Source organism: Alteromonas profundi, assembly GCF_010500865.1.
GTDB lineage: Bacteria > Pseudomonadota > Gammaproteobacteria > Enterobacterales > Alteromonadaceae > Alteromonas > Alteromonas profundi.
In genome coordinates this window covers 67,850-86,436 of record NZ_JAAAWN010000003.1, presented here as the reverse complement: position 1 = coordinate 86,436, position 18,587 = coordinate 67,850, and the positions used below count along the sequence as shown (strand labels likewise).

General features: G+C 46.2%; 17 protein-coding genes. 12 read left to right on the top strand and 5 right to left on the bottom strand.

Going from position 1 to position 18,587, the window contains the following annotated elements:
• Nucleotides 1-6: 6 nt before the first annotated feature.
• From murD to mutT, 12 genes are all read left to right on the top strand, one after another.
• Nucleotides 7-1,344, top strand: a complete 1,338-nt coding sequence (murD, locus tag GTH32_RS03135; RefSeq protein WP_163083784.1) for a UDP-N-acetylmuramoyl-L-alanine--D-glutamate ligase — start codon at nucleotides 7-9, stop codon at nucleotides 1,342-1,344.
• Nucleotides 1,341-2,708: a cell division protein FtsW gene (gene ftsW, locus GTH32_RS03130; protein WP_163083783.1), complete on the top strand. Its 1,368-nt coding sequence runs from the start codon at nucleotides 1,341-1,343 to the stop codon at nucleotides 2,706-2,708. The genes murD and ftsW overlap by 4 nt, the downstream gene beginning before the upstream one ends.
• Nucleotides 2,701-3,777: an undecaprenyldiphospho-muramoylpentapeptide beta-N-acetylglucosaminyltransferase gene (murG, locus tag GTH32_RS03125; protein WP_163083782.1), complete on the top strand. Its 1,077-nt coding sequence runs from the start codon at nucleotides 2,701-2,703 to the stop codon at nucleotides 3,775-3,777. The genes ftsW and murG overlap by 8 nt, the downstream gene beginning before the upstream one ends.
• Nucleotides 3,777-5,225, top strand: a complete 1,449-nt coding sequence (murC, locus tag GTH32_RS03120; protein ID WP_163083781.1) for a UDP-N-acetylmuramate--L-alanine ligase — start codon at nucleotides 3,777-3,779, stop codon at nucleotides 5,223-5,225. Before murG ends, murC begins: the two co-directional genes overlap by 1 nt.
• Nucleotides 5,222-6,214 carry a D-alanine--D-alanine ligase gene (locus GTH32_RS03115; RefSeq protein ID WP_343033380.1) on the top strand — a complete coding sequence of 331 codons (993 nt, stop codon included), beginning with the start codon at nucleotides 5,222-5,224 and terminating at the stop codon, nucleotides 6,212-6,214. Before murC ends, GTH32_RS03115 begins: the two co-directional genes overlap by 4 nt.
• Nucleotides 6,215-6,218: 4 nt before the next feature.
• Nucleotides 6,219-6,980, top strand: a complete 762-nt coding sequence (locus tag GTH32_RS03110) for a cell division protein FtsQ/DivIB (RefSeq protein ID WP_343033379.1) — start codon at nucleotides 6,219-6,221, stop codon at nucleotides 6,978-6,980.
• 7 nt (nucleotides 6,981-6,987) lie between these two features.
• The gene (ftsA, locus tag GTH32_RS03105) at nucleotides 6,988-8,217 is read left to right on the top strand and encodes a cell division protein FtsA (RefSeq protein ID WP_163083779.1); all 1,230 of its coding nucleotides are present in this window, start codon (nucleotides 6,988-6,990) and stop codon (nucleotides 8,215-8,217) included.
• 106 nt (nucleotides 8,218-8,323) lie between these two features.
• Nucleotides 8,324-9,490 (top strand): cell division protein FtsZ, encoded by a 1,167-nt coding sequence (ftsZ, locus tag GTH32_RS03100; protein WP_163083778.1) that lies wholly within the window; start codon nucleotides 8,324-8,326, stop codon nucleotides 9,488-9,490.
• A gap of 243 nt (nucleotides 9,491-9,733) precedes the next feature.
• Nucleotides 9,734-10,645 carry a UDP-3-O-acyl-N-acetylglucosamine deacetylase gene (gene lpxC / locus GTH32_RS03095; RefSeq protein WP_163083777.1) on the top strand — a complete coding sequence of 304 codons (912 nt, stop codon included), beginning with the start codon at nucleotides 9,734-9,736 and terminating at the stop codon, nucleotides 10,643-10,645.
• A 190-nt stretch (nucleotides 10,646-10,835) separates the two neighbouring features.
• On the top strand, nucleotides 10,836-11,714 hold the full coding sequence (locus tag GTH32_RS03090; RefSeq protein WP_163083776.1) for a M23 family metallopeptidase: 879 nt from the start codon (nucleotides 10,836-10,838) through the stop codon (nucleotides 11,712-11,714).
• A 142-nt stretch (nucleotides 11,715-11,856) separates the two neighbouring features.
• Nucleotides 11,857-14,565, top strand: coding sequence for a preprotein translocase subunit SecA (gene secA / locus GTH32_RS03085; protein ID WP_163083775.1), 2,709 nt, complete (start codon nucleotides 11,857-11,859; stop codon nucleotides 14,563-14,565).
• On the top strand, nucleotides 14,565-14,951 hold the full coding sequence (mutT, locus tag GTH32_RS03080; RefSeq protein ID WP_163083774.1) for an 8-oxo-dGTP diphosphatase MutT: 387 nt from the start codon (nucleotides 14,565-14,567) through the stop codon (nucleotides 14,949-14,951). The genes secA and mutT overlap by 1 nt, the downstream gene beginning before the upstream one ends.
• Before the next feature lie 87 nt (nucleotides 14,952-15,038).
• On the opposite strand, the gene GTH32_RS03075 is transcribed toward mutT, so the two are convergent.
• The 5 genes from GTH32_RS03075 to GTH32_RS03055 all read right to left on the bottom strand — a co-directional run bounded on the left by GTH32_RS03075 (nucleotide 15,039) and on the right by GTH32_RS03055 (nucleotide 18,547).
• Nucleotides 15,039-15,905, bottom strand: coding sequence for an aspartoacylase (locus tag GTH32_RS03075; protein ID WP_163083773.1), 867 nt, complete (start codon nucleotides 15,903-15,905; stop codon nucleotides 15,039-15,041).
• A gap of 9 nt (nucleotides 15,906-15,914) precedes the next feature.
• Complete coding sequence (gene yacG, locus GTH32_RS03070) at nucleotides 15,915-16,142, bottom strand: DNA gyrase inhibitor YacG (protein ID WP_163083772.1); 228 nt, start codon at nucleotides 16,140-16,142, stop codon at nucleotides 15,915-15,917.
• Nucleotides 16,143-16,177: 35 nt separating this feature from the next.
• Nucleotides 16,178-16,930: a cell division protein ZapD gene (gene zapD, locus GTH32_RS03065; protein WP_163083771.1), complete on the bottom strand. Its 753-nt coding sequence runs from the start codon at nucleotides 16,928-16,930 to the stop codon at nucleotides 16,178-16,180.
• 130 nt (nucleotides 16,931-17,060) lie between these two features.
• A complete protein-coding gene (gene coaE, locus GTH32_RS03060) occupies nucleotides 17,061-17,672 on the bottom strand; it encodes a dephospho-CoA kinase (RefSeq protein WP_163083770.1) in 612 nt (203 codons plus the stop codon).
• Nucleotides 17,672-18,547 carry a prepilin peptidase gene (locus GTH32_RS03055; RefSeq protein WP_163083769.1) on the bottom strand — a complete coding sequence of 292 codons (876 nt, stop codon included), beginning with the start codon at nucleotides 18,545-18,547 and terminating at the stop codon, nucleotides 17,672-17,674. Before GTH32_RS03055 ends, coaE begins: the two co-directional genes overlap by 1 nt.
• Between the last annotated feature and the right edge of the window lie 40 nt (nucleotides 18,548-18,587).

The window sequence follows — 18,587 nt, the reverse complement described above, 5'->3', positions numbered from 1 at the left end:
CGACCCATGAGTTACAACGTTCGCACACATACTTACATCGTTGCCGGCCTAGGTCTTACCGGGCAGGCATGTGTGCGTTTCTTATTAGAACAGGGAGCGAAAGTGAAAGCCTTTGATACGCGAGAAAACGTATCACTTGCCCCTGAACTTGATGCTATAGGGTATGAAGTAGAGATCGCTCACGGCAAACTCACCCCCGATTACTTTAAAGGGGTCGATACCCTGGTATTAAGCCCGGGCCTTTCACCCAATATTGAGCAGGTGCAACAGGCGAAGCGTGAAGGTATAGAAGTAATTGGCGATGTCGAGTTATTTGCACGGCTAAACCGTACCCCTGTCATTGGTATTACTGGCTCAAATGGCAAAACTACTGTTACTAAACTTACTGAGCACTTGTTAAACGCCTGTGGCTTAAACGCAGTAGCCGCAGGTAACGTGGGGTTGCCCGTTTTAGCTACTTTAGCAAATCAGTACGATGTTATTGTGCTTGAGCTGTCGAGTTTTCAACTAGAAACCACCTCAAGCTTACAATTGCACGGGGCCTGTATTCTCAATATCACTGAAGATCACCTTGATAGACATGGTAGCCTTACGCAATACATCGCTGCAAAGCAGCGAATTTTTCAGCATTGCCGTTACGCAGTAGTGGGGCGAGGTGAAAAATATTGCCAGCCCAATAGCCCTGTTGAAGCCACTATAGACTATGGCTTATCTGAAACCGAACAAGGGTTTGGCGTTAGCGAAGGGGTTATTACCCTAAATGGCGACGCCTTACTCAATACCGATGATATAACCTTGGCAGGCATGCACAACGTGCTAAACGTGATGGCAGCGCTTGCGCTTTGTTACAGCTTAAAAACGTTGGTTGATATTGATATTGCCTATCTTGCTCGCCAAGTAAGCACCTTTATTTCTGCCCCTCATCGGTGTATCGAAATAGCTCAAGTCAATGGTGTGCGTTGGATAGATGATTCTAAAGCCACGAATGTCGGCGCCACCATAGCCGCATTAGAAGGGTTAGCGCCAACCACGGGTGGGAATATTTTGTTAATTGCTGGCGGCGATGCGAAAGGGGCAGATCTTTCGCCGCTGAAAGCGGCCATGAAAGAAACCGTATCGCAGGTATTTGCACTAGGTAAAGATGCCGATAAGTTTGTCCCTTTATTTGCCAATACGCGCGTTGTAGCCACCATGGATGAGGCAGTGAGCGCAGCGTATTGTGCCGCTAAACCCAATGATGTAGTGCTACTATCGCCCGCGTGCGCAAGTATCGATATGTTCGATAACTATATTCATCGTGCTCAGGTATTTGCCGAAGCTATTACCCGGCGGAGGGCATCATGAATAGCACTGCTACCAGTTTAAGTGCGTTATTTGCAGCACGCCACGATGAGCAACGCCCTCAAGCGCCTTATGACACCTTACTTATTCTGGTGGCTATTGCGCTGATGAGCATCGGCATTATCATTGTTACGTCTGCCTCTATGCCAGTGGCCGATAGGTTACACGATAACCCCTTTTATTTTGCTATCCGCCACGGTATTTACATTATATTGGCGATGGTTGCGGCGATGGGCGTATTACAGCTACCCATGCAATTTTGGCGTACCTTTAATCCTTATTTACTGCTTGTAGCCTTGGGGCTGTTAATAGCCGTGCTCATAGTGGGGCGCTCAGTGAATGGCAGTACGCGTTGGCTTGCTATCGGCCCTATTACAATTCAAGCTGCCGAACCCGCTAAGTTGTTTTTCTTCACTTATTTGGCCGGTTATTTGGTACGTCGCTATGAAGAAGTTACCGAGAACTTAAAAGGCTTTATCAAGCCATTGGCGGTCTTTTTCATGCTAGCTATGTTGCTACTTATTCAACCCGACTTGGGAACGGTAGTTGTTATGTTTGCCACTACCATAGGTTTACTTTTCTTAGCGGGCGCTCGTCTGTGGCAATTCTTTGCACTGGTTTTCGCTGGGCTCATGGCTGTAGTTGCGTTAATTGTATTTGAAGAGTACCGCCTTAAACGGGTGACGTCCTTCCTCGACCCTTGGGCCGATCCTTTTGGTGCCGGTTATCAGTTAACCCAGTCGCTAATGGCTTACGGACGAGGTAATTGGTTTGGGCAGGGGCTCGGTAACAGCTTACAAAAACTAGAGTTCCTTCCTGAAGCACATACCGATTTTGTAATGGCGATATTAGCCGAAGAATTAGGCTTTGTAGGCGTGCTAAGCGTACTTGGTCTTATCTTATGTATGGTCATCAAAGCACTTAAAATAGGCAATCGGGCCCTTGAACACTCGCGCCCTTTTGAGGGCTATTTGGCTTATAGCATAGGCATTTGGTTTAGCTTTCAAACTGCAGTGAATATTGGTGCTAGCGCGGGCATATTGCCCACAAAAGGGCTCACACTGCCGCTGGTGAGTTATGGCGGTTCGTCACTTATTGTTATGTCAGTGGCGGTAGCCATTTTGCTACGCATCGATTTCGAATTAAGAGTCGATGGAGTGCAGGCGATAGGGCGTAGTGATCATAACAAGACAAAAAAAGCGTCAGCATCCACTAAACCAAAAGCATCTACCAAGCGTATAGCGGATGATGAGGAGTCTGCGCGTAACCGTAACCAAGATGAAGCATCAAATACCTCTGATAGCGACGGTAAAGCAGGAATAAAAGCTATACTCGCGCGTGTTGCCAAGGAGGCTGATAATGACTAAGCGATGCCTTATTATGGCCGGCGGCACCGGTGGCCACGTTTTTCCAGGGTTAGCAGTAGCCCATGCCCTCACACATATTGGTTGGCATATAGAATGGCTTGGTACAGCAGAGCGAATGGAAGCTGAGGTTGTGCCTAAGCACGGTATCCCCATTCACTTTATCCCCGTACGTGGCATACGCGGCAAAGGCATTAAAGCCAAAATCACAGGTGTAGTGGCGCTGGTTAAAAGCTTATTTTCAGCACGACGCATTATCAAACGTATTAACCCAGATTTAGTCATTGGATTTGGTGGCTATGCCAGCGGCCCCGGCGGGGTTGCGGCAAAATCTCTCGGTATAAAGCTGGTTATCCACGAACAAAACGCTGCGGCAGGCATGACCAATAAACTGTTGGCGCGTATCGCTAACTTGGTGTTGCTGGGCTTCGAGGATGCTAAGGATCAATTTTCAATACCGAGCAGTAAGCTTCACACAGTGGGAAATCCTGTTCGAGATGAGATCTGGGCTGTCCCCCCGACCTCAGACATTGCTAAGCGAACATTACGTATGTTAGTGGTAGGCGGCAGCTTAGGCGCGAAAGTACTAAACGATACGGTACCCCAGGCGGTGTCAGGTTTAATGGACATTCAAATTCGTCATCAATGTGGAAAGGGGAATAGCCAAGCAGTACAAGGGGCTTATCGGGAAGTAGGCGTTGATGCTGAGGTAAGCGACTTTATCGACGATATGGCACAGGCCTATACATGGGCCGACTTTGTGGTATGCCGTGCGGGTGCGTTAACCGTAGCCGAAGTTGCCGCTGCGGGACGCGCCGCCATTTTTGTCCCCCTGCCTCATGCGGTTGATGATCACCAAACGAAGAATGCACAATCACTGGTTAAGCACAATGCTGCGGTCATGATTGCGCAATCACAACTCACAAACAATTTAGGGCCGGCAATTAAACATTGGGTAACCCACCCATCCGATTGCGTTGAAATGGGTGAGATTGCGCGTAAGTACGCAGGTCACCAGGCCACTGAAAAAGTCGTTAACCACTGTAAAACAGTGGTAGGAGAAGGGGAGTAATGGTTTTTAAAACTCCATTTGAGAGCCCGCAAATGCGTCGGGTCAGTAACATATTTTTTATCGGCATCGGCGGTGCTGGTATGGGCGGTATTGCTGAAGTATTGCTTAACGAAGGCTATCAGATTTCAGGGTCTGACATTCAACAAGGCGCCATGACTGAACGGCTATCCAGCCTAGGTGCAACGGTGAAAATTGGCCATCGTGCAGAAAATGTTGAAGGCATGGACGTTATCGTAGTATCGAGCGCGATAAACGAGGCCAACCCAGAAATTATTACCGCCCGTGAACAACGTATACCGATTATCCGTCGGGCAGAAATGTTAGCCGAGCTCATGCGTTTTAGGCATGGCATTGCGGTGGCCGGAACCCATGGCAAAACGACCACTACCAGCCTAATTGCGACTATTTTTGCTCAGGCAGAGTATGACCCAACCTTCGTTATAGGGGGGTTGCTCAATAGTGCTGGTACAAATGCCAGGCTGGGTACAAGTCGTTATCTTATTGCTGAAGCCGATGAAAGTGATGCGTCATTTTTACACCTACAGCCCATGGTCTCGGTTGTAACAAATATTGAAGCTGATCATATGGATACCTACGGAGGGGATTTTTCAAAAGTAAAAGACACCTTCGTTGATTTTCTGTCCAATCTGCCCTTTTATGGGCAGGCCATTGTTTGCGGCGACGACACTAATATTCAGGAAATTCGACCGCGTATAGGGCGTAACATCATTACCTATGGGTTTGAGCAGAATAACGATTATCGTGCAGAAAATATCACTTTGTCCTTTGGCAAAGCGAATTTTACAGTTATCAGGCCGCATCTTGCTCCGCTTGATATTACCTTGAATCTTACCGGTAATCACAATGTATTAAACGCGTTGGCAGCTATTGCCGTTGCCACCGATGAAGGTATTGAAGATGCTGCTATTGTAAAAGCACTGGCTAGCTTTGGCGGTATCGGCCGCAGGTTTGAACAGCTAGGTAGCTTTTCAACTTCTTGTGGTGAGGTGTGTTTGGTCGATGACTATGGACACCACCCTACCGAAGTAAGGGCCACCATAGCGGCGGCCCGGGCAAACTGGCCTGATAAGCGCTTAGTTATGGTCTATCAACCCCACCGCTACACGCGAACCCGAGACCTGTATGAAGATTTTGTTGATGTGTTATCCAGTGTTGATACTTTGCTGCTGCTTGATGTATATGCAGCAAGCGAACAGCCAATTGAAGGCGTAGACAGTAAATCTTTGTGTCGGTCTATACGTCAACGGGGGCAAATTGAGCCGGTTTACGTAGGCGATAAAGCGGCGCTTCCAGGTATTCTTGCCAATATTTTACAAGATGGCGATATTGTGATGACTCAAGGGGCGGGGAACATTGGTCAAATTGCCAAGCTACTTGCCGACACTAATATGGAACCAGCGACCTTACTTAAGGTGGGTGATAAGTGAATACGTTTAAAGCAAAAACTACATATTCGCCCGACACCTTCGGCAAAGTGGCGGTGATGTTCGGCGGCGATTCGGCTGAGCGAGAGGTGTCACTTAAATCTGGCACAACGGTTCTCAATGCCCTGTTACGTCAAGGGGTAGATGCTATACCTTTTGACCCAGCCACGCGACCTCTTACCGATTTGCTGAGCGAAAAAATCGACCGTGTACTCATTATGCTGCATGGAAGAGGGGGAGAAGATGGTTCAATGCAAGGCGCCTTACAGCTACTTAACATTCCCTATACGGGGAGTCGCGTATTGGGCTCCGCTTTGGCTATGGATAAAATACATACAAAGCAAGTGTGGCAAAGCCTTGGGCTACCAACAGCAAAATATGAAATTGCCGACAAAAGGCACTTTGAAGCTGGTAAGTCCAGCGCTATAATGGATAAATTGGGGAATGAGGTCATGGTAAAACCGGCCCGAGAAGGGTCGAGTATTGGCATGGCGAGAGTGACAAGCGCGAAACAACTCGATATTGCTGTGCAGAACGCATTTAAGTATGACAATCAAGTTCTGCTAGAGCAATACATAGATGGTCCTGAATTTACTGTGTCAGTTATTCAAGGCCAAGCACTTCCGTCTATCCGGATGTCTACCCCGCATACATTCTACGATTACGCTGCAAAGTACCAAGACGATACTACTGAGTATTTTTGTCCTAGTGGTCTTACTGATCAGCAAGAGCAAGCGTTGGCATTATTATCAACCCGAGCTTTTGACGGTATTTCAGGGTCAGGATGGGGGCGTATTGACGTAATGCAAAATAGCGATGGGCAGTTTTATTTGCTCGAAGCTAACACGGTGCCCGGTATGACGGAAAAGAGTTTGGTGCCTAAAGCAGCCAAAGTGGCTGGTCTCTCGTTTGACGAGTTGGTGATGGCTATTTTGGCCACCAGTTTAGACCACCCTGTTTCCTTAGATGATACCCCTGTAGGTGAGGAGTAGCGCGGTGTCAAAAGACGTTAATACAGTAAACAAGCCAGCGAAAAGCCGCACAGCCCTAATAGGTGGTGTATCTTTCCTACTTGTAGTGTTAGCGTCATTGGTGTTTGGTGCTATTAAAGCCAACCAGTATTTACAGGATGAACAACAAATGCCGGTGCAAGTCATTGATTTTTCAGGTGACTACCAGCATATTGATATAGCTAAGTTAGAACGACTTATTCGTAAGGCGCAGCCGGGCAGCTTTTTTGCCCTTGATGTTAACGATGTTTTTCAGTTAGTTGAAGCGCAGCCATGGGTGTATCGGGCCTCGGTACGTAAAAAATGGCCGAATACGTTGAAGATTTATTTGGTTGAACAACAACCTGTGGCTAGGTGGAATGAAGACCTATTGCTTAACCCCTACGGTGAAACCTTTAGTGCCGAAGGGAAAACACTCGCGTTACCGCGTTTGTATGGCCCAGGGGGCAGCGAAAAGACCGCGCTAGAAGGCTTTAATGCAATGCACGCCTTGTTAGCAACCACGAATATGGATATCAAAGAATTATCCTTAAGTGAACGGTTTGCGTGGCATGTTCAGCTACAAAGCGGCATAGAATTGAATTTAGGGCGTCAGGAGTTTATCGACCGATTACAGCGATTTATCGATGTGTATCCGTTACTGGCGCAACAAGAGAAGGCGGTAAAGTATGTCGACCTTCGCTATGACACTGGTGTTGCCGTAGGCTGGGTAGATCCCGCCAGCAACACGGAAAATAAAGAGAGTTAAGGAAACCATGTCAAAACCTGCTGAACGCAATTTGATTGTAGGCTTAGATATCGGCACCAGCCAAGTAAAGGCCGTGGTGGGTGAATTGCTAGATGATGATCAAATCAGCATCGTTGGTGTGGGCACGCATGCCGCTAAAGGTATGGATAAAGGCGGCGTTAACGATTTAAATTTGGTTGTAAAATCAGTGCAACGCGCTGTAAACGAAATGGAGTTGATGGCAGATTGCCGTGTATCCTCTGTATTTATGTCTATATCGGGGCGCCACGTTAAATGCCAGAACGAAAATGGTATGGTGCCTATTAACAACCAAGAAGTAACGCAAGAAGATGTAGACAATGTAATTCATGCTGCGCGCAGTGTGCCTATTGCCGCAGAACGACGCTTACTTCATGTGTTACCGCAAGAGTTTACTATCGACGTTCAAGAGGGGATAAAAAACCCTATTGGCATGTCAGGCGTGCGGATGGAAGCTGACGCACATATTATTACGTGTGCCGATGATATGGCAAAAAACATGGTGAAGTGTGTTGAGCGCTGCGAACTAAATGCAGATCAACTTATCTTCTCGGCGCTTGCCTCAAGTTACGCTGTGCTTACCGATGATGAACGTGAACTGGGTGTATGCGTGGTTGATATCGGTGGCGGCACTATGGATATGGTGATTTATACCGATGGCGCTATCCGCCACACCGCAGTTATTCCTGTGGCCGGTAATCAAATTACCAGCGACATCGCGAAGATATTTCGTACCCCTATTAGTAATGCAGAAGAGATTAAAGTTAATTACGCTTGTGCATTAAAAGATATGGTGAGTATGGAAGACAGTATTGAGGTGCCAAGTGTAGGCGGGCGTCCTGCCCGTGTCATGTCGCGCCATACGTTAGCCGAGGTTATTGAGCCTCGTTATCAAGAACTTTTTGAACTGGTACACGATGAAATACGTGCCAGTGGTTTGGAAGAGCAAATTGCCGCGGGGTTAGTACTTACCGGTGGCACCGCCAAAATGGAAGGCGCAGTTGAGTTTGCCGAGGAAATTTTCCAAATGCCCGTGCGAGTGGGCAGCCCCATCAACATGAAAGGGTTATCCGAGTATGTTGATGATGCCGGATTTGCAACAGTCGTAGGGCTTTTGCAGTACGGCAAGATGCAAGCAGATAATAAGAAGTCCAGTAAGCAAAAAACCGGTGAAAGCTTATTTCACCGCGTGCAAAGCTGGTTTAAAGGCGAATTTTAAATTTTTTGGGGGCGCTGCGGCTAAAACACTTCGGTGAGCAGGAAGCAGAAAGCCAAAATAGCGTGTTTTAGTGTAGTGTTTGAAGACGTACAACCGGAGAGTAAGTATGTTTGAATTAATGGATAGTCACGGCGAAGAAGCCGTAATAAAAGTCATCGGTGTTGGTGGCGGTGGTGGTAATGCCGTTGAACACATGGTGTCACAAAGTATTGAAGGCGTAGAGTTTATTGCGGTAAATACCGATGCACAGGTACTACGTAGTTCAAGTGCCGATGTTACCTTACAAATTGGCTCTAGTGTTACCAAAGGGCTAGGCGCTGGCGCCGATCCGAATATCGGACGCGATGCTGCACAAGAAGACAGAGAAACCATCCGCCAGGCGCTTGATGGAGCCGACATGGTATTTATCACCGCAGGCATGGGTGGCGGTACAGGTACAGGTGCTGCACCAGAAGTGGCTAAGATTGCCCGTGAAATGGGTATTTTGACAGTGGCTGTGGTGACTAAGCCTTTCCCATTTGAGGGTAAAAAGCGTACCACATTCGCGGAACAAGGCATTGTTGAGTTAGCAAATAATGTGGACTCACTCATTACTATTCCTAACGAAAAGCTATTAAAAGTAATGGGTCCAGGAACGCCGCTGTTGCAAGCGTTTAGTGCGGCAAACGATGTATTGCGTGGCGCGGTGCAGGGTATCGCAGAACTTATTACACGCCCTGGTCTAATTAACGTGGATTTCGCGGACGTACGTACAGTGATGTCTGAAATGGGTAAAGCTATGATGGGTAGCGGTGCTGCAAGCGGCCCAGATAGAGCTGAAGAGGCGGCAGAGTCAGCCATTGCCAGCCCACTACTAGAAGATATTGATTTGTCAGGTGCCCGGGGCATTTTGGTGAACATTACCGCGGGTCCTGATTTTGCTATCGATGAGTTTGAAACGGTAGGTAATGCCGTAAAAGCGTTCGCATCTGAAAACGCAACTGTGGTAGTAGGTACGGTCATCGACATGGAAATGACGGAAGAGCTGCGGGTTACTGTAGTGGCGACAGGTATTGGTGCTGAACGTAAGCCTGATATCTCTTTGGTTAACACCGAAAGTTCACGATTAACGACTCCAGCGAAAGAGTATGGTAGCAGTTCTTCGTCTGAGCAGCGTCCAGCGGTGGGTGGAACCGAAGGAAATCAAGCGTTGAAAGCTGAAGACAATGCCCAGCCGGATAACGATCTTGAGTACTTAGATATACCTGCATTTTTACGCAAGCAAGCGGATTAATTCATATTTTTGATGAAAATATGAACATTTGGTGAATTTTGTTGTCGTAAGACAATGGAAGGGGCTGTGCACTGTAAATGATTGCAAAGATTATGAATTTGCTATCGTTTCAGTGTAAAAATGTATAGCGAAGGTGGACTATTTCTGTGCTTTTTTAGGCGCAGGCTGCATACTTTTTGACAAGTAAGTGATAACTCACTATAATTCGCCACCGCTTTTTTTGACAGGTGAAAGCTAAAGCAGATGATTAGACAACGTACAATCAAGCACCCAGTACAAGAAACTGGAATTGGGCTTCATAAAGGGGAAAAGGTCACAATGACTCTCCGGCCTGCGCCTGCGAACACGGGAATTGTGTTTCGGCGTGTAGACCTTGAACCTCATGTTGATATTCCATCGCGTGCAAACGCTGTGGGTAATACCATGCTGTGTACGTGTTTAAATAATGAAGACGGTGTGACAATTCAAACCGTTGAGCATTTAGCTTCTGCGTTAGCTGGATTAGGCATCGACAATCTTATTGTTGAGGTTGATAGCAACGAGCTGCCTATTATGGATGGTAGTGCCAGCCCATTCGTATTTTTGCTACAATCTGCAGGAATTGAAGAGCTAAACACGCCTAAACGCTTTATCCGTATTAAAAAGCCGGTTCGCGTTGAAGATGGTGATAAGTGGGCCGAACTTGTGCCTTACGATGGCTTCCGTGTCGATTTCAAAATTGATTTCGACCACCCTGTAATCAGTCAAACGCGCCAGCATATGACTATGGACTTCGATTCATGCTCGTATGTTAACGAAGTAAGCCGAGCCAGAACCTTTGGTTTTATGCGCGATTTAGAATACATGAACGCGAACAACCTAGCGTTAGGTGGCAGCATGGAAAATGCGGTTGCGTTAGATGAATTCCGCGTGCTTAACCCTGAAGGACTTCGTTATGATGACGAATTCCTCAAGCATAAAATCCTTGATGCGATTGGTGATTTATACCTGGGCGGTCACAGCCTTATTGGTGAACTGCGTGCGTATAAAACTGGCCATGGCTTGAACAACAAGCTGTTAAACGCTGTGCTAGAACAGAAAGATTGTTGGGAATACGTTACTTACGATTCTCAGGAAAATGCACCTATTCGCTACGCGCAACCCGTGTTAGCGTAACCAATTGTATGAAGCCGCCAAAAGGGCGGCTTTTTTACAGTTAGCATTTAGTCTAAATAGTGGTACAGTAGCCTTATAATTACATAAAAAAGACGTTCCGCCAGTTTTCATTGCCTAGCTTCCTTTTTGGTTGTGGGTGTTTATAGTGATTTAGCTGTGTGCGTTCGTTACCAACATCCTTATTCGTGGTATGAAGCTAACAATAACTCTAACAGGCAAAAATAAGCGATATCGCCATAGCATCAGCGTGCGTACTCTTGTCAGTGCCACTGTGCTATCTTCTATTTTTATGCTTGTGTCTAGCCGTTCCACAGAATCTGTGTCTGAAGATATTGCCCGAGTACGCCTTGCGCAATCAGAAGTGAATGAGACTAAGCAAGAAGTCGAAGCACTCAAACAACAGACCACCAATAAATTACACGCCTTACTTTCTCGCGTCGCTGAACTTTCAGCGCAAGCCACGCTGCTTGACGAGAAGGGTAAGCAAATAGCAATAGAATTAGGTATGACAGCGACTGACCTGGACGCTTTTGTACCCGTATCGATACCGGATAACCTCCACGGTGACCCCTTACTCAGTGAGATTGCTGAGCTACAGCAATCTCTCGATGTAAAATCTCAACAACTTTCCATGCTTGAAAGTTTGGTGCGGGGACACCATATCCACGAACAGAGCCAATTATCTGGTCGTCCGATTGAGTCGGGATGGTTGTCTTCTTATTATGGTATGCGCGCCGACCCCTTTACTGGTGAACCTGCAATGCACAAAGGTTTAGACTTTGCTGGTAAGGCGGGAGATAACGTAGTGGCCACTGCAGCAGGTATTGTTACCTGGGCTGGCGAACGTTATGGCTATGGCCATTTAGTAGAAATTGATCACGGTGACGGGTACATTTCCCGTTACGGGCATAACGATACCCTCACTGTTTCAGTGGGCGATGTGGTGACTAAAGGTCAACCCATTGCTCAGATGGGAAATACAGGGCGTTCCACTGGTGTTCATGTTCACTACGAAGTAATAAGAAACGGTAAGCAAATCGATCCTCTACCTTTTGTGTATAAAAAATAAACGAAGGTAGCAGCCAGGTAAGTAAGCAATCCGCTTACGCGCTAGAAATCGCTCGGTAATACCCTTAAAGTATTGCTATAAAGTTTAAAATCAGCTGTGCTTACTGTGCGGCGTCTCGACAAGTAGTGGAATAAAAAAGCTAATGTTCTCAAGCATCCTTAGAAAAGTATTCGGTAGCCGAAATGACCGTCTATTAAAAAAATTACGCAAAAACGTAGATGCCATCAATGCACTGGAAGCAGAATACGAAAAGCTTTCTGATGAGGCGTTAAAGGCCAAAACCGAAGAATTTAAGTCTCGTATTGAGAAAGGTGAGAGCTTAGATAGCCTGTTAAACGAAGCGTTTGCGACGGTTCGAGAAGCCAGTAAGCGAGTATACGGCATGCGTCACTTCGACGTGCAAATGCTGGGTGGCCAAGTGCTTCACGAAGGTAAAATTTCAGAAATGCGTACCGGTGAAGGTAAAACCCTTACAGCTACCTTGCCTACCTACTTAAATGCGCTTTCAGGCAAAGGGGTTCACGTAATTACCGTGAACGATTACCTTGCTAGCCGAGATGCTCAGTGGAGCAGCCAGTTGTTTTCATTTCTTGGCATGCGCGTTGGGTGTAATATTCCCGGGCTATCCTCAGAACAAAAGCGCGAAGCCTATCAAGCTGATATCACCTATGGTACTAATAACGAATTTGGTTTTGATTACCTTAGAGATAACATGGCATTTAGCCCGCAAGATCGGGTGCAACGCGAACTTAATTTTGCGGTTGTCGATGAAGTAGACTCTATCTTAATTGATGAGGCCCGTACGCCACTGATTATTTCAGGGCAAGCCGAAGACAGTTCAGAACTGTATCGTCGCATTAATGAAGTCATTCCTAAGCTGGTTCAGCAAGAAAAAGAAGACGAAGAAGGGCAAGAGGGCGACGGTGATTTCACTATTGACCTTAAAGCCAAGCAAATTCACCTTACCGAGCGTGGACAGTTACACGTAGAGGAAATTCTTCAACAAGAAGGCATTTTACCTGAAGGTGAATCGTTATTCGCCGCCGGTAACATATCGTTATTGCATCATATTAATGCAGCACTACGCGCGCATAAGCTGTTTACGAAAGACGTAGACTACATTATTAAAGACGACCAAGTGGTTATTGTTGATGAGCATACCGGCCGAACAATGGAAGGACGTCGCTGGTCTGAAGGCCTACACCAAGCGGTGGAAGCAAAAGAAGGCGTACGTATTCAAAACGAAAACCAAACCCTTGCGTCTATTACGTTCCAAAACTATTTCCGTTTGTACAATAAACTTTCAGGTATGACGGGTACTGCTGATACAGAAGCATTCGAGTTTCAGCATATTTATGGTTTAGAAACCGTGGTTATTCCTACTAATAAGCCGATGCAACGTAAGGATAAAGCCGATCTTATTTATCTAACGGCAGAAGAAAAGTACGAAGCCATCGTTGAAGATATTAAAGATTGCGTTAAGCGTGGTCAGCCTACCTTGGTGGGTACAGTCTCTATCGAGAATTCTGAACTTATTTCTCGTATTCTTAAAAAAGCGAAAATCCCTCATAAGGTGTTAAACGCAAAATTCCATGAACACGAAGCAGATATCGTAGCGCAGGCAGGTAAGCCTAGCGCGGTTACCATTGCAACAAACATGGCCGGGCGTGGTACAGATATTGTGCTTGGGGGTAACTGGCAAGCAGAATTAGAGAAAATTGAAAACCCTACTCAGGCGCAGATTGATAAGGTTAAGGCCGAATGGCAAAAGCGTCACGATGAAGTATTAGAGGCAGGTGGTTTACACATCATTGGTACCGAGCGTCATGAATCTCGCCGTATCGATAACCAGTTACGTGGGCGCTCTGGTCGTCAGGGCGACCCAGGTTCAAGCCGCTTCTATCTATCGCTAGACGATGCACTTATGCGTATATTTGCCTCTGAAAAGATGGGCAATATGATGAAGCGTCTGGGTATGGAGCGCGGTGAAGCTATAGAGCACCCTTGGGTTACCCGCGCTATCGAAAACGCGCAACGTAAAGTAGAAGGTCGCAACTTTGATATTCGTAAGCAGTTGCTTGAGTATGACGATGTGGCGAACGACCAACGTAAAGTTATCTACGAACAGCGTAATGAATTGTTAGATGAAGGGGATATCAGTGAAACCATTGCTGCTATTCGTGAAGACGTCATTACCCGGGTGGTAGATGAGTATGTGCCACCACAATCTCTTGAAGATATGTGGGATGTGAATGGGCTTGAAGAGCGTTTGAAAGCCGATTTTGCCGTTGATCTACCGATAAAAACGTGGTTAGAAAACGACGATAAGTTATACGAAGAAAAGCTGCGTGAGCGTATTCACGGTGAAGTGGTTGATGCTTACAAAGCGAAAGAAGCGGTTGTGGGCTCGGAAGTGCTACGTCAGTTCGAGAAAGCGGTAATGCTACAAAATCTAGACAGCCATTGGAAAGAACATTTGGCTGCTATGGATCACTTGCGTCAGGGGATTCACTTACGTGGTTACGCACAGAAAAACCCTAAGCAAGAATATAAGCGTGAGTCGTTTGCCCTATTCTCAGAGATGCTAGAAGCCTTAAAGGTAGAGGTGATCACGATATTGTCGCGGGTTAAAGTTCAGGCTGAAGAAGATGTTCAGAAAGTGGAAGAACAACGTCGTCAAGCGGATAACGTACCTAAAAACTACGAGCATGAAGACACCTCTGCTGCGCCAGAAGAAAAAAGCGACAAGGTACGCACCGAAATGCGTAACGGGCCAAAAGTAGGCCGCAACGACCCTTGCCCTTGTGGTTCGGGTAAAAAGTATAAGCAGTGCCACGGTAAGTTAAGCTAATGACCTTGGTACATGTCGCCGTAGGCGTGATTGCCCGCGGCGATAACGTGTTTATTACTTTGCGCGCAAACGATGCTCACCAGGGCGGAAAGTGGGAATTTCCCGGTGGCAAAGTAGAAGCAGGGGAAACCGTTAGCGACGCGCTTACCCGCGAATTAGCAGAGGAAGTAGGTATTAAGGTTCTTACATGCCAACCGCTAACGATTATTGAGCATGATTACGGTGATAAGCACGTTAAGCTTGATGTACATAGGGTAATAGCCTTTGAAGGCGAGCCTCATGGTAAAGAAGGTCAGCGCTTTAAATGGCAAGCCGTAAGTACCCTTAACGCAGAAGACTTTCCGGCGGCAAATCGCGCTATTATTAGTGCACTGAAAAGCACGTAAACCAACGGGTAGCCGTTATTTACACACAAAAAAACGGTCTTTGATGACCGTTTTTTTATTTCTGCATTTAACGTGTAACTGGCGTGGTTACAGCATAACCCTATCGGCAGTGGCAAAGGCCACGTCTAATTTATGGTATGCAGCCTCGTTGATAAAGTGAGGGTATGTTTCCTTGTCTCCCTGCCAATTTATATCTTTACCGTCGAAGGTTCGAAACATAGGCATACCTGGCAGTAAGGGGGCAAAATCAGCATCTTGTAGCCCATGATGTATCATGGCTGTACGCTCTCCCGCGTCGTTTAGGGGAAACGATACGTTCTCGCCTAATCGAAAGGCCTCGCACTCACTGTACTCGCCGAGTTCATTGGCGTTATAAGCCATACAAAAGTCGAGCAGTACTTCCGCCATGGTTTGAGTCAGTAGATAGACATCTTCACGTAAAACGCCCTGAGGCTGGCTACCTACCTCAATCATTACACCGCGCTTGCCGGTGGTACACAAATAGCCATGATCAAGGTACGGTTTTTCGTCTTCTACCAGAATGTTCGCTTCTGGCATGTGGTGTTTTACATAGCGCGCAAGCTGCGTATGAAACTCATCTACGGCTAAGATAATTAAGGTGGCGCCCATAGCACTTGTGGTGTTATGAATATCGATGACTAAATCGGTAGACGAATTACCTTTTGGGCCTAATTGCTCATTGATTGCCTTAGCCAGTTCATGCTCTTGCGATGAAGTTTCAGCGCTAAGGTTAGATAAGATAAATTGGCGGTTTAAGTCTTCTTCTATAAACCTTACGTTAGCAGCAATAGCGGCTGGGTTCGCCTTATAAAGGGTAATGTCTAAATTGCTGAAGCGTTCAGGGGTGCCTTGTGACTCCCAATTTTGTATAAGTTGTATTCCACTCATTTCGTTACCGTGAGTGCCGCCAACTACTGCAATGCTGTTAATCATTGTCATCCTTTAATGTTTAAAGAAGTCGTCAGATTGCTGCGCTAACATGGCTTCAATCTCTTCTATGTCAATATCCTTTGGGGTGTCATCTTCTGCTGGCTTGGCGGCTATTGTGCGCTCTTCACTGGCCCACTCACCTAAATCGATAAGTTGGCACTTTTTGCTGCAAAAGGGACGATAAGTACTCTGGTCATTCCATGGCACGAGTTTTGAATAAATAGGACAGGTTACTTCCATCGCGTGCTCCTAGTAAACGTTAGCTGTAAGCTAGTTTAACAGGCTGCCAGCATAAACTGTATATCTGTTTCCACTGACGACGCTTGATTTTCGCTAGGTGCAAACCATAGAAAGCGCAAAGCATAGCGATATTTATTTCCACTTAGGGTAGGGTAGTAACCTTCATCTATTCGACAGCGAATACGTATAAGTTCATTCTTATCTTCGGCCACACCCTGATAAAAGCCATTCTCCGCAGTAGTGGTTTTAAACTGTCCGCGCTCACGTATAAACGACAAGCTAACGGCTAGGGTGTCATCAAGAACCGCAAGGGTATCTAACCATGCGGCGATTTCAGCTTGGCGTGTAGCCGCCGGTTGCTGTACCCAAAAGTGTAGGTTAGGTAGATCGAAGCTGCACGCGCCTCCTGGAATGGCAAAGCGCTGACGAATACTGCTCAGTAACTTGTCTTCTTTTAACTCGCTCCCAAACCGACGTTCGGTTTTTAGCTTACGTTTAAGTGAAAGAATGGTTTTTAGCGCTTGATCCAGTGCTGTGCTATCAATTTTAGGATGCTGTGACCAATAAACTAAATTTTTCTCATGGGCATCGAGGTCTTTGTTCATATCTGAGCGTAAATCTAACCGCTCAATTAAATCTAATAGCTCAAACAACTGCTCGAAAAACACCAGCTGTAAATGAGTGTCGTCATGTTTCGAGGTCGCTTTTAACTGCCCAAGAAGCTGCTCAACGCGCAGATAGTTACGCACTTTTTCCTTCAACGGAAATTCGAATACAGCTTCGCTCATGGATATCCTTTAAAACACAATTACTTAGCGGTAAAGCCTAATGCATGTATAGATGTAAGCCAAGTCTACATAGGCGTTGATTTAAAGATTTGGACAAATAAACAGCAAAAAAGTTGCGGTTGTAGCTTTTTTACTCGTTTAAACAGAAGATTTCAAGGTAGTGTTGATGTAATGCGCTAACTTGCTTGTGTAGATTCTCAAGTGAACCGGTATTATGTAGCACATCGTCGGCCGCAGCTAACCGCGTTTCCCTGCTTGCCTGCGATGCCATGATATTAGCAATGGTTTGTTTCGAACTGCCATCTCTTGTCATCGCCCGTGCCATTTGCGTACTTTCAGGGCAGTCGACAACAATAACGCGCTTACACATCGCCGTCATATTGTTTTCCACTAAAAGGGGGACGGACAAAATACAATAACCACTCGTAGACGAGGCAATTAATGCAAGCATTCGAGCGCGTATCATAGGGTGGAGTAGGTTATTCAACCACTGTTTTTCATCTTCATGCTGAAAGACGTGCTCTCGCAGCGCGGCTCTATCAAGTTCGCCGGATGCTAATAAGATATTGCTGCCAAAATGAGCGGCAATTTGGGTTAACCCCTCACTTCCTTTTGCTACTACATCTCTTGCCACTTGATCGGCATCTATAATATCAATGCCTAACTGCGCAAATGCGTCGGTAGCAGCGCTCTTGCCACTGCCAATGCCCCCCGTTAACCCTACTACAATTGCATTACTCATTATCCCATTATCCAACTAATATAGGTGTCTGTAATGCTATCTTTGTACAGTAAGGTAATCCAACCTGCAACGGCAAGATAGGGGCCAAAGGGAATAGCTAATGACTTGCCTTTATTTTGAACTACCATAATAGCCAGGCCTGCAAGAGCACCTACGACCGAAGACAGTAATATGATAATAGGTAAGCCCTGCCACCCAGTAAAGGCTCCAAGCGCCGCCAATAGCTTGAAATCGCCATAACCCATACCGTCCTTGCCGGTAAGCAACTTAAATAGCCAGTATACGCTCCATAGGGTCATATACCCGGCGGCGGCACCAATAATGGAAGACTGCATATCAACAAAGATACTTTGGGTACTTAGTAATAAACCTAACCATAACAAAGGCAAGGTAAGTTGGTCAGGTAACAACATTTTGTCTAAATCAATGAATAACAACGCCACTAATAGGTAGGTAAACACTATGGCCCATAATGCCGCGGGCGTAGGGCCATAGAATACGGCGACAAAGGTGCTCACTATGGCGGTAAAAAGCTCAACAAGGGGGTATCGAATAGAGATGGGCGCTTTGCAATTTGCGCATTTGCCTTTGAGAAAAAGGTAGCTAAACACAGGAATATTTTCCCACGCACGTATACGATGGCCACATTGTGGGCAGGTGCTATCAGGTTTTATTAAGTTGTACGGCGTTGTTTGGGCAGGGCTATGCTCTTTATTAAAATAGCTGGCGTATTCCTCCTTCCAGCTATTTTCCATCATAATAGGAAGACGATGAATAACCACATTTAAAAAGCTTCCAATCATCAAACTAATAATGAAAACGAGGCAATAGAAAAAAGAAGGGTAAAGCTGGCTTACTGAAATAACCGCTTCCATAGGATAAGAGTCTCTTTATTTTTTATTTATGATGTCAAAA